Source organism: Achromobacter sp. LC458 (assembly GCF_001005835.2).
GTDB lineage: Bacteria > Pseudomonadota > Gammaproteobacteria > Burkholderiales > Burkholderiaceae_B > Achromobacter > Achromobacter spanius_B.
Genome location: NZ_LBHW02000043.1, coordinates 38,501 through 51,226, shown reverse-complemented (window position 1 = coordinate 51,226; position 12,726 = coordinate 38,501). Strand labels below are relative to the sequence as shown.

5 protein-coding genes are annotated in these 12,726 nt (G+C 64.6%); 1 reads left to right on the top strand and 4 read right to left on the bottom strand.

The window, feature by feature from the left end:
* Both YH64_RS25525 and YH64_RS25520 read right to left on the bottom strand, forming a co-directional pair.
* On the bottom strand, positions 1 to 873 hold an 873-nt coding region (locus YH64_RS25525), incomplete at its 3' end, for a tripartite tricarboxylate transporter substrate binding protein (RefSeq protein WP_143215537.1).
* Positions 874 to 1,083: 210 nt separating this feature from the next.
* Positions 1,084 to 2,670, bottom strand: coding sequence for a sulfatase (locus tag YH64_RS25520; RefSeq protein WP_082134630.1), 1,587 nt, complete (start codon positions 2,668 to 2,670; stop codon positions 1,084 to 1,086).
* 332 nt (positions 2,671 to 3,002) lie between these two features.
* Between YH64_RS25520 and YH64_RS25515 the strand changes: the two genes are divergently transcribed.
* A complete protein-coding gene (locus YH64_RS25515) occupies positions 3,003 to 5,462 on the top strand; it encodes a penicillin acylase family protein (protein WP_046807043.1) in 2,460 nt (819 codons plus the stop codon).
* Between the two features lie 81 nt (positions 5,463 to 5,543).
* On the opposite strand, the gene YH64_RS25510 is transcribed toward YH64_RS25515, so the two are convergent.
* On the bottom strand, positions 5,544 to 6,266 hold the full coding sequence (locus tag YH64_RS25510) for an META and DUF4377 domain-containing protein (RefSeq protein WP_255444747.1): 723 nt from the start codon (positions 6,264 to 6,266) through the stop codon (positions 5,544 to 5,546).
* Positions 6,267 to 6,621: 355 nt separating this feature from the next.
* On the bottom strand, positions 6,622 to 12,636 hold the full coding sequence (locus tag YH64_RS25505; RefSeq protein ID WP_046807041.1) for a DUF3320 domain-containing protein: 6,015 nt from the start codon (positions 12,634 to 12,636) through the stop codon (positions 6,622 to 6,624).
* Positions 12,637 to 12,726: the final 90 nt, after the last annotated feature.

Sequence of the window (12,726 nt, the reverse complement as noted above, 5' to 3'; positions counted from 1 at the left end):
TCCTGCGCTTCCCGCGAACGGCGCGCCCAGACCCAGGCTTGCAATGCTGCGTGAAAACTCCGGCATGGCGTAGACGGCCGCCAGGCTTTCATCCCATTTGCGAGCGATGTCGGGCGGCATGCCTTGCGGCGCCATGATGAGGAAGGCGAAGGCGGCGTCAAAGTCTTTCAGCGATTCCACGCCCACGCTGCGCAGGGCCGGCACGCCCGGCAGGTCGGGGTCCGGTTCGCGAGCCGAGATGGCCAGCGCGCGCATCTTGCCTGCCTGCACATGGGCCTGCACCGCCGAGGCGGCCAGGAAGCCGGCCTGGATCTGGTTGCCCAGCAACGCGTTGACCGCGCCCGCGCTGCCCCGGAACGGGATGTGGGTGGTATTGATGCCAGTGGCCAGCTTCAGTTTTTCAAACGCCAGGTTGCCGGGGCTGCCGTAGCCGGCTGACGAATAGGTCACCGCGTTGGCCTTGGCATAACGCAGGAACTCATCCACGGTGGCAACGCCCAGGTCGGGCCGCACCGTCAGCGCCAGGCCGAAGCTGCCGGCGATGCTCAGCGGCTCAAGCAGCCGCAAGTAAGTCGCGCCGGCGTCCTTGAAAACGTGCGGATTGACGGTCATCAAGGTGTCCAGCGTCATCAGCAGCGTGTAGCCATCGGGCGCGGCATTGGCCACCGCCTTTGCGCCGACGTTGCCGGACGCGCCGGGGCGGTTTTCGACAATGATCGTCTGGCCCATCAGTTTGCTGGCGTGCATCGCGATGGCGCGGGCGCCGATGTCCAACGGCCCGGCGGGCGAGGAATTGACGATGAGCCGGATGGGCCGGGACGGGTAGTCGGCCGGGGCGGCCCAGGCCGTTGACCCAGGGGCTGCAACAAGCATTGCCGCGACAAGCAAGGCGCCCAACCCCGGGACTGAAAAAAAAGAAACAGCGAGGAACGAGGCAGCGAAGGTCGAGGAAGGGAAAGGCAAGCCCGCGACGAAACGGGCTGCAAGAGACGAGACTGCGACAAACCACAAGCGCTTGAACGGGTGACTCATGTTGCTCTCCGGTGTGGCGGCGGCCGGCTGGCCACCGCCTTTGGCCATGCTTCAGGCAATGGCCGTGGGGTGGGGGCTGGTTTCCGCATGGCGGATCATTGTTTGCGACAGCGCAATCAGCAGTTCGCCGCGCCGCGCCTCGGCGGCGGGGTCGTGCCACAGATTGCGAAGCTCGTGCGGGTCTTCGTGCAGGTCGTACAGTTCGCCCCAGTCCGCGTCGGCATACACGCTGAGGCGATAGCGGGCCGTTTGCAGCGTGCGCATCCGCGTGCGCCCCGGAAAACCGAACATCGTGCGCTGACCTTCTTCTTCGATCAGCACGGCGTCGCGCAGCGTGTCGACCGCAGCGGACATCAGCGGCAGCAGGGACTGGCCTTGCAGGCCGTTGTAGGGCGGCAGGCCCGCGCGGGCCAGCACGGTGGCGGCGATATCGGGGGTGGCGCATAGCGCCTGGCTGCGCGGGGCGGCGGGCGCGGCCTGCGGGTCGCGCCAGATGAAGGGGGTGCGAATCAGCCCTTGGTAATGGATAGGGCCCTTGAACAGGAGTTGGTGATCGCCGAAGAAGTCTCCGTGGTCGCTGGTGAAGATGACCACGGTGTTGTCGTCCAGCCCCGTCTCGCGCAGCGCCTGCATGACCCGGCCGATCGTGGCATCGATATGGCTGATGGACCCGTAGTTCAGCGCGATGGCTTCACGCGCCTCGCGCTCGGTGCAGGCGAACACCGCCGGCGTGTGCTTGACCGCCATGTTCAGATCGCGCTGCCGATACAGCCACGCCACATGCGGCGGCGGGTGGTGGTGGACGGCCCGGCTGGCGTGAAACGATACCGGCAGCGTTACGTCTTCTGGCCGATATTGGTCCCAGTACGTGCCCGGCGGCGTGTACGGGTGATGCGGATCGGGAAATGAGCATTGGATGAAGAAAGGTGCACGGCCGCCCGCCAGCCGCCGCAGCTGCGCAATGGTTTGATCACCGATGTAGGCGGTGGCCGAGCATTCTTCGGGGACGCGCGTGCGCCACGCCTGCCGGTGTTGCGTCAGCACGAAGTCCGGTGTGGGCAGCGCATGCTCGGGTCCCCACTGCCGCCGCGACTCGGGATGCTGCTGGGCAAGCCAGCGTGCGTAATGGCCGCCGATCTGATCGCCGTGGTCCAGCGCCAGGCGCACATGGTCAAAACCGTAGAAGGGCGTCTGCACTTCGTGGCCGGGATCGGCTCGCCATTTGGGCGCCCACTCTTGATCGTAGTCACCGCGGTCAAGCCGCCAGGCCTCGCCTTGCGACGCGGCGGCGCCTGCCGGTGGCCATGCGGGACCGATGCCCGTCATGTTCTGCAAATGCGATTTACCGATCAGCGCCGTGGAATAGCCCGCGTCGCGCAGCCGATCCACAAAAGTCGTTGCGCGCTGCGATAGCGCGATGCCGTTGTGGCGCACGCCGTGCACCGACGGCATGCGGCCCGTCATCAGGGTCGCGCGGTTGGGCATGCAGATCGGCGAGGCGACATAGAAGCGGTCGGCGGACCACCCCTGCCTAGCCAGGGCGTCCAGCGCCGGGGTGCGCAGCACGGCGTTGCCGTAACTGCCCACGTGGTCCGCACGTTGCTGGTCGGTGATGAATAGCAGAAAGTTGGGCTGCATCAGGTCTCCTTGCCACCGGCTCATACCGGCTTGGCTGTGTTGATGCGGCCATTGTGCGTAGCGGTTTTGGCGTCGAACAGAGATATGCCCCGGTTGTCGGACCCATTCACCGGTCCGCTCACCCTGTGTTTTGCAGCCCACACATGTATCCATCAGATTCGATCGGCGTGCCAACCGACCACGGCGTTACAAGCCATCCCAAATCTCAACAAATAAAACAGCTTTGCCGCGCTAACTGCTTTAGTTCTAGCAGTTGCTTGCGCGGTTGACCCGGCGGCAGGAGGCCCCGGGGCCCACAGGCATAAAAAAGCAATAAACCTGGAGGAGGAGCCATGCGTTTGTTTAATCGCAGGATCGCCGCACTGCTGGCGAGCGGGCTGATTGCCTTGACGGCGGGGTGCGCGTCAACCGGCAAGAAGGACACCATCAACATGGCCGGGCTGAGCCAGCCCGTGGAAATCGTGCGGGACCGCCATGGCGTGTCCCACATCTATGCACAGAACCAGAATGACCTGTTCTTCGCGCAAGGTTTTTCCGCCGCACGCGACCGGCTCTGGCAGCTGGACCTGTGGCGCCGGCAAGGCGAAGGCAAGATGGCCGAGCAATTCGGGCCGCGCTTCGTCGAACAGGACCGCGCCGCGCGCCTGTTCCTGTTCCGAGGCGACATGCAGGCCGAATTCGCCAGCTATCACCCCGAGGGCCAGGCGATCCTTACTGCGTTTGCCGCCGGCATCAACGCCTACGTGGACTGGGTGAAAGCCAACCCCGACCAGTTGCCGCCCGAGTTCAAGCTGACCGGCACGCTGCCTGGCTATTGGCGCCCCGAGACCTCGCTGATCCGCATTTACGGGCTGACGCGCAACCTGAACGAAGAAGTGAAGATGGCGCAGCAAGTCGCCGGGCTGGGCCTGAACGCCGTGCAAGGCCTGAGCACCTTCGAGCCGCCTTTGGCGTTGCAAGTGCCGGCTGGCCTGGACGTGCGCCAGATCGACAAGTCCGTCCTGGCGAACTACACGCTGGCGCGCAATGGCCAGAAGTTTGTCGCGGCGGACTTCCCGCAAAGCCCCCTGGCGCTGGACAAGCGCGAAGCGCTTGCCAGCGCGCTGTCCGAAGGCAAGCTGGCGTCGCTGGATCCGAACTTTGATCCGATGGCCACGCGATACGAAAGCAACAACTGGACCATCGGCGGGCAGCATACCGACACCGGCAAACCCATATTGGCCGGCGACCCCCACCGGTCGATCACGATGCCGTCGTTGCGTTACATGGTGCACTTGAACGCGCCGGGCTGGAACGTGATCGGCGCCGGCGAACCGTCGTTGCCGGGCGTGTCGATGGGCCATAACGACCGCATCGCGTTCGGCTTGACGATCTTCGCCTTCGGCGACGAAGAAGACTTGTACGTCTATGACACCAACCCCGCCAACCCCAACGAATACCGCTATCGGGGCGGTTGGGAAAAAATGCGGCAGATGGACGAATCCATTCCCGTGCGCGGCCAGGCGGCGGCGGTGCGCCAGCTGAAATTCACCCGTCACGGTCCGGTGATTCACGAAGACCCCGTACGCCACAAGGCGTACGCACTGCGCGCCGCCTATCTTGAATTTCCGGGCACAGCGGCCTACCTGGCCAGCCTGCGCCTGAACCAGGCGCAGAACTGGAATGAATTCGTGGCCGGCATGGAAAAGCACTACACGCCCAGCGAAAACATGGTGTACGCGGACGTGGACGGCAACATCGGCTGGTTCGGCGGCAGCATCGCGCCGATACGCCCGCGCAACGACTGGTCGGGCATGTTGCCCGTGCCCGGCAATGGCGATTTCGAATGGCGCGGCGTCTTGCCCGGCAGCGCCCTGCCCCGCGCGTACAACCCGCCGGAAGGCTATGTTGCGACCGCCAACGAATACAACCTGCCGGCGGACTACGTCTACAAGGACATGTCGGCGCGCACCTGGGCTGAACCTTATCGCGTCCAGCGTATTCGCGAAGTGCTGGCCGATGGCAGCCGGCTGACGGTGCAGCAATCGCAGGACTTGCAGTACGACAACTTGTCGATACCCGCGCGCACGCTGGGCGGCTATGCCAAGGCGCTGAATTCCGCCGACCCGGCGCTGAACGACGCGCTGGGCCTGTTGAAGGATTGGGATTACCGGATGGACACCGATTCGCGCGCCGCCACGGTCTACGCGTTCTGGCTGCCCGAGGTCGTCAAGCGGGTGTCCGACCTTTACGTGCCCGCGAATGGCCGCGCGGCGTTCGGAGACTTGTCCACCCGCAAGACGCTGGAAAAGCTGGCCACGCCGGATGCCGCCTTTGGCACGCCGCCGGATCGGGGCCGCGACGCGCTGTTGCTGCAAGCGCTGAACGATGGCGTACAGAAACTGCGCGCCAAGCTTGGGCCGGATTCCACGCAGTGGCAGTGGGGCAAACTGCATCACATCCAGTTCGAACACAGCCTGGCCAGCCTGCTGCCGCCGGACACCGCCAAGGCCTGGGGCACGCCGCGCTATCCGGTGGGCGGCGACAACGACACGGTGCATCGGGCGACGTTCCGCAAGAGCGATTTCCGGCAGATCAGCGGGTCGTCGTATCGGCAGGTGATCGACGTGGCCAACTGGGATAACTCACGCGTGCAGAACGTGCCGGGCCAGTCCGCTGACCCACGCAGCCCGCATTACCAGGACTTGCTCAAGGGCTGGGCAACCGGCGAGTACTTCCCCATGGCGTTCAGCCGCGCCAAGGTGGATAGCGAACGCGCCGATACGCTGACGCTCAAGCCGTCGGGGAACTGACGGGCGGGCCACAAAAAAAAAATGCCGGATCGCTTGGGCGGCCCGGCATTTTTGTTGGGGTTTCTGCTGAGGTATTCGCGACTACTTCTTCGACGCGTCCTGCTCCACCACCATATCCAGCACATACACCTTGGACGGCGCGTCCGCCGGCGGGTTCTTCCAGTCGTAGCGCTTGACGCGCAACACGGTACGCACGCCTTCCTGGTGCTTGAACCCTTCGATGGATTGATAAAGCGGATGCCATTTATCCTGCGTCGGCTGCTGCACGCCCGCTTCGTTGTAGCGGCGCTCGCGCACCATCAGGCACTGGTAATCGGGAATCATGGGGTGGCTGCATTCGGCCTTTTTCGCGGCCACTTCCAGGAACATGATCTGGCCGGCGCTGCCGTACAGCGTTTCGGGCGTGGGTTCGCCAACAAACTTCAGCACGGTGCCGTCCTTACCCACCAGTTCCAGCGCGGGCTCGTGAATGTCGCCCGACAGCGTGGCCCGCAGATCGCCTTTCAGGCGCGCATTGATCTCGGCATCCAGCTGCATCAAGCTCTGCTCGCACGCCTTCATCGTGGACGCCAGGTTATCCACCGTCAACACGCCGTTCTGGTAGCGGTAACCGCCAAATTGCGTATTGCAACCGCCCCGGATATTCAACGCATCGTTCGTGAAGGCCAGGCGCAGCTGATGCTCAACGCCCGGCTGCAACGTCGGAATCGACTTGCCGGATGCATCGGTGGCAGAAACCAGGCGCCAGTAATACGCGGGCAAGGTCAGCTGGCTGGCGGGCGAGGCGGCAGTGGTGTCTGGCATGGAAGAGGATCCTACGCTGGGAGAGGAAACCGGAGCGCAAGCGGAAAGCAGCGCGGCGCATGCGGACGCAAGAAGAATTATTTTTTTCATGGTTCGTTCCTGGAAGCCGAATGGCACTTAAAGCAAAGCGGCATTCTACGTCCGTGATGTGGACGGGTCAGGCGAAGCGCCGGGCAGAGGGTTTCAAAATCTTGCTGGAGGATGGGATTGGCGGACCCGCTATTTGCCCGCCTGACGAGCAGTGCTTTCATACGGAGGTCGGAGGACCAACACATCCATGTCATTGACCGTGCCATCTCGCCCCGGTGATTACAGACTGACACCTTACGTCCTGGCGATAGGGTTTCATGCCCTCCTACCCCACCTGCAACATCCCCATTTCCTCCCGCACCGCGCCCCGTTGCGCCAGCCCCGCCATCGCGTGTCCGATGCGTGCTTCCGCATCGGCCAAGGTACGCGACATGCCCAGCAGCCGGCACACGGACTTGATCACATCCGCTTTCGGCGCGTTGCCGGTCATCGCCAGTACGTGCAGGACGCCGTTCGCCAGTTCTTGAATGCAGACATCGTCCACGCGGCGGCGCGTGGCGTCGTCGTCGCTTGCGCCGCGAAAGCCGCTCCAGGTTTCGGGGGTGACGCCGGCGGGCCAATAGAAGGTGGCCTCGCCTTCGTCTGTCTGACCCACGTCCATCGGCGTCAACGTGCGCAACCGTTCAATGATCCGAACGCCCGTGCGCTCCAGGCCCCACGCACGAGCCACTTTACGGTGCAGCACCGTCTCGGCGATGGGGCCTTCCGTGTCGATCACCAGGCGTAGTTGTTCCGCCAGCAGCGCGTTGTTGGCGCGGTTGTAGAACGCGTCAGCGCCCTCCGGGGCCGTGCTCAAATCCGCTACGCGATAGGGTGCAACCCCATGCGCGGTCACGCCGTCTGCCGACGGCCAGGCGGTATCGCCTTCTTCTGTGGTGATCACAAATTCGACGGGCGATTCGTCCTGCACCGTGCGTTCCAGTTCCGCGTTCAAGCGGGCCAGGATCTTCTCGACTTCGCGTTCGGGGTTGATCCACCAATCGGTGGACCACACCCGATGCAGCGTCCAGCCCAGCCCTTCAAGCACCACCTGCCGCAAGCGATCGCGATCGCGCGCGGTGGCGCCCGAGTGGTACGCGCGGCCGTCGCACTCGATACCCATCAGATAGCGGCCCGGCGCGCGCGGGTCCACCACGCCCATGTCAATGCGGTAGCCCGAGCAGCCCACCTGCGGATGCACCACCCAGCCATGATCGCGCAGCACCTTGATGACTTGCGTTTCAAACGGGCTGTCCGGTTCGCGGCCGGTCGGCAGCGACTGCTCGACCAAGGCGCGCGGCCCTTTCAGCGCAAATTCCAGGTAATGCTTCAAGTCGCGCACGCCCGTGGCGCGCACCCGCGACAGGTCGATCTGTTCCGGCATCAGCGTGCTGTAGATCACCACGCCTTCGCGCGCGCGCGAAATGGCCACGTTCAGGCGGCGGTGTCCGCCTTCGCCGTTCAGTGGTCCGAAGTTCATCGTCATCTTGCCGGCGGCATCCGGGCCGAAGGTGATCGAGAAATAAATGACGTCACGCTCGTCGCCCTGCACGTTCTCCAGATTCTTGATGAAAAGCGGCTCGCGGGATTGCGCCGAAATCGCCTTGTCCAGTTCGGCATTGGTGCGGCGGCGGGCGTCCAACAGGGTTTCGATCAGGGCTTGCTGCGGCTGGTTGAAGGTCACAACACCCAATGTCTGGCGGCGGCGCGACTCGTCCAGATAGTGCTGCTCGATGCCCTGCACGATGGCTTCGGCTTCGAGGCGATTGGTGCGGCTGCCGCCCCGGTCGTAGATGCCCGCAACCTTTTCCAGACGCACGGCCACGTCATCCGTCACGGGCGACGGGAAGGTGATCAGCTGCGAGTCGTAATAGGTCACGTTGCTGAACGTGATCAGACTTTCATGCTTGCTGCGGTAATGCCACTGCAAACGCAGGCGGTTCATGTCGGCGCCCAGGCATTCGTCCAGAATGCTTTCCAGGTCTTCGACCCGCCCGTCATCCCCCGCGCCGTCGTCTTCGGGCGTGGACTTGCTGAAGAAGCTGGTGGGCGGCAACTGCTTGGTGTCGCCCACCACCACCACTTGCTGACCACGCGCGATGGCGCCCACCGAATCCCACACCGGAATCTGCGAGGCCTCGTCAAACACCACGACATCAAACTGCGAATGCCCGGCGTCCAGATACTGCGCCACCGATAACGGCGACATTAGCAGGCAGGGCTTGAGCTTGGGCAGCAGCGACGGCAAGCGCTGCATCAGCTGGCGCACGGGCACGTGGCGCGTCTTTTTTTGCAGTTCGCGGCGCAGCAGGCCAAGCTCGCTATCCGGGCTGACCAGCACGCCGTTGCCATCGGGCACTTTGGCAGCCAGCACGGCGGCGATGTAGGCAGACGTCAGCTTCTGGAAGCGGTCGTCGGCGTCGCGGAATTCTCGGATCTTGCGCTCGTGGTCGGCACTGGAAAACGCGCGCAGCACGGGCGTATGGTCAATGACCTTCTTTACCCACCAGTTGCGATAACTGAATTCAAAATGCGCTTCGACCTGCTCCAGCGGCACGCGGCCCTGCTCAAGGGATGCGACCAAGCCTTGCAGCTGCATCGCAATGGCCTGCTCGCGCGCCTGACGCCACACGCACCACGGCATCAGCAATTGTTTGTTGTGACGCCAGCCCGCCAGCACACCCAGGATGCGTTCAAGCGCGCCATTAGCCTCGGGCGCGCCCGCCAGTGGCTCGGGCGGTTTGGCCAGCGCGTCCACTTGCGCCAAGCAGTCTTGCAGACCGCGCCACGCATCCCGATAGCCCAGCAAAGCCTTGCCCAACGGTGCCCCAGGTTGCAGCAAGGCGCGGTTTTCGCCCACCAGTGCTTGCAGCCGGGTGCGCAGGTCGGCTGCGGAAACCGGGTCGCCCGCCGCCTGCGTGACCGCATCGGCAAAGCGTTCGGCCCATTGCTCATGCCGCTGCACCTGCTCCCAATCCGTGGCCAGTCCCGTGTAGCGGTCTTGCAGCAAGCGCTGCGCGTCCGCCTTCAACGCAGCCAGCTCGCGGTCTTCGATGTTCACCAGCGCCAAGGGCGCCAGCATGGCGGTAATCGACCCCTCGTCCGGCCGCTGGCTGTCCGTGCGATAGCCCGCCAGCCGCTTGCGGATACCGCCCTTGGCGAAGACAGACTTCGGCCACCATGCCGAGCAGGCAGACAGCCACTCGGCCTTGAGCGTATTGGCGTCCAGCTCGGCCAACTGCGCGGTCCATTGCGCCCCCACCTGTTCCCAATGCGCGTTGCGCGCCTGCCCGTGACGCACCAGCGCCTGCACCTGGAAGCGCGCGCCGGGGTCGTGCGCCTGCGTGGCCAAGCCGGCGGGCACCTGCGGTGCGGCGAGCAGCACGTCAGCCAGCGTATCCAGACGCGCGTAGGCATTCAGGCTCAAACCCTGCGCCGGCACACCCAACCCATCGCCCACGGTGGCCGCCTGCGTCTGCAAGCTTGCCACCGCCTGCTCCAGCGCATGCGCCGCAGCCAGCAACGCGTCTTGCCAGCTGGGGCTCCATTCGGCCATGCCGATATGCGCCAGCGGATGGCCATGCAGCACGCCAAGCTCCTTGGACAAGGTCGACATGCGGCGCGCGGTCTCGCGCAGCTGCGCAAGGTCTTGGTATTGATGCGCCTGCGCGTCGGCCCAGAACATCGGCGACGGCTCCTTGCCCGCATTCTGAATGCAGGTGCCGATGGCGTCATAAACCGTCAGGCCGTTGGCATGCGCGTGATGCAGCGCGTCGACCAGCCCGTTCAAGTCCTGGCGCAGCACGCTCACGCGTTCGGCCTCGCGCGCCCAATCGTCGCTGGTGCGCTGCCCGCTGTGATCCAACGCACGCCCCAGCTGTTGCAACACCTCGGATTTACGCGCCTTGGATGAATGCAGTTCCAGGCAGAACGGGCCCAGCCCGATATTGGCCAAACGGCGATGCACCACTTCCAGCGCGGCCATCTTTTCCGAGACGAACAGCACCGTCTTGCCGCGCGCCAGCAGATGCGCGATCAGGTTCGTGATGGTCTGGCTCTTGCCCGTGCCGGGCGGCCCTTCCAACACCAGGTCGCGGCCCGCGTCCACCGCGCAAATCGCTTTCAGTTGCGACGAATCGGATAGCAGCGGGGTCAGCAGGTCTTGGGGCCGATAGCTGTCGTCCAGGCGGTCAAAGCGCTGATCCAAAGGCTCTTTGGCAAACGCCTGACCGGGGTGGTCAATCAGATGCTTGACGACGCGGTTGGCTTTCAACTGCTCGGTGCGGTCCTGCAAGTCCTTCCACATCAGGTACTTGGTGAACGAAAAAATGCCCAGATGCACCTGTTCCAGTACCTCCCAGCCCGCGATTTCCCGCACGGCCAAGCGGAACGCCTGCAACACCCGGGCCACGTCCACGCCCTTGTCGTCCGCGGGCAAAACGTCCAGCCCCGGAATGCGCAGCTCGTAGTTGTTGCGCAGCATTTGCAGCAACGTGGAGTTGATGATGGTCTCGTCGTCGTGGCGAACCAGGCGAAAGCCGCTGCGCACCGACTGCCGTTGCAGCGAGACCGGCACCAGGATCAGCGGCGCCAGATGCGCGCTTTCCGCGCCGGGGCTTTCCGTCCAGCGCAGCATGCCCATCGCCAGGTACAGCGTGTTGGCGCCGCCCTCTTCCAGGCCGATGCGCGCCGCGCCGAAGATGGTCAGCAGGTTGGCGTCCAGCGCTTCCTGCGTAACGCGTGCGATCAGTTCCTTGTTGCCCAGCGCGTCCAGCGCCATGTCGTCCAGCGGCGCGCGGCCGCCCCGGCCCACATGCACCTCGGCCACGCGCGGGTCGCTGCCGTCCATCAACGCGGCGGGCAGCGGACGAATACGGAATTCGCTGCCGTCGGCAATGGCGTCTTCCAGTTTTGCCAGGTCCGGCACAACAAGCGGCAAGGTGGATTTGGTCAGCTTGAAGTTCAGCAGCCGATTGCGCAGCGTCAGGTCCAGCAGGCGCGACTTCCACTTGGCCAGCCGGCCTTCCGGCGTGTCATCGGCGGGCTCCAGGCTGATCACGAATTCCGGGTCCAGCGGCGGCAGTTCGGGCGTGGGCTCGATGGCGGCAGGGAGTTCGGTGTCGTCGGCGTCCGTGGGCGCCACCGACACCCCGCGCGAAGGCAGCGGTTTGATTTGCAATTCGCGCGCGCGATGCACGTCGATGGCGTAGCGAAAGGTATTTTCTTCGCGCAGATGCGCCGCGCCCTGCTCCAACGCGCGCCGCAACGACGGCCGGAAGTTGGGATGCTGCGCGATGCCGGTGGTTTCGAAGACCAGGAATTCGCCGCTGTCCACGCGCTTTCTTACCGCCTGCACGTCGTCGGTCAGCGGGTCTGCAAAGCACGCTTGATGCAGCCACACGCCCACCCAGGCGTGCCCGTCTTTCATCAGAATCACCGGACGCAATCCCGCCTGCTCCAGGCAGGACGAGAACAGCATCGCCAGGTCCAGGCACGTTGCCACCCGCGCGTCCATGATGCGATCCGGTGTGCGAATTTTCTGCCCGTCCACGCCGAACGAGGCGGGCGGTTCGGCATAGTGCAGCGATTCCGCAGCCAGTGTGCTGTAGATGGCGGACACCTGCTTCCAGACGACGTCGCGGCTTTTGGACTGGTAGCCGTTCATTTGCAGGTCGGCGTACTGCGCGCGCAGAAGCTTGGACGCCTTGCCGATCAGCCCATCCACGGCCGGATTGTTCGGCATGGAAAACGCCGCCAGCAATTCCGGCAAGGCGCGCGTGCCGGCCCATTGGTCATACGCCAACACGGATATCGGTTGCGAGGCCCGACCCAGTTCCTGCGAGCCTGACTGCACCACCACGTCAATACTGGCGCGCACGGCCTCTTGCAGATCGGCCACGTAGCTGTGGTCGGGCGTCAGGTCCAGCGGGGAAATACGGCGAATTTCTCCCGGCACCAGCACGTCAAAGCGCAGCGTTACGGGTTGGGCAAAGGCGGGGTTGCAGCGCAGCCGCACCTCGATGTTCTCGAATGTGTGCTCGGAACGGTTCGTCAGGCGCAACGTACGCACGATGGGCACCGCGTTCTGAATCGAGGCGTAGCCCAGCGTGGGGTCAGCTTCGATGTCGATGGCGATGGCGTCGATGGCATCCCGCGCGCCAGACGCCGTGGCATGCACCAGGTCAGCATGCACCACGTCGATCAGCAACGCGCCGGTTTGCGCCGCGCCGGTTTGCAACGCGCCGGTCTGGGCCGCGCCCTCCTGGATCGCCGGGGGTTCCAGGTCTTGTCGCTTATCCATCGATATCTCTCGGTTCGTTCCGCGCGGGCCGATGCCGGCAGCGAAAATCTGCAATGCCGGATTTTAAGACGCGACGGCGCCTCTGCCCTC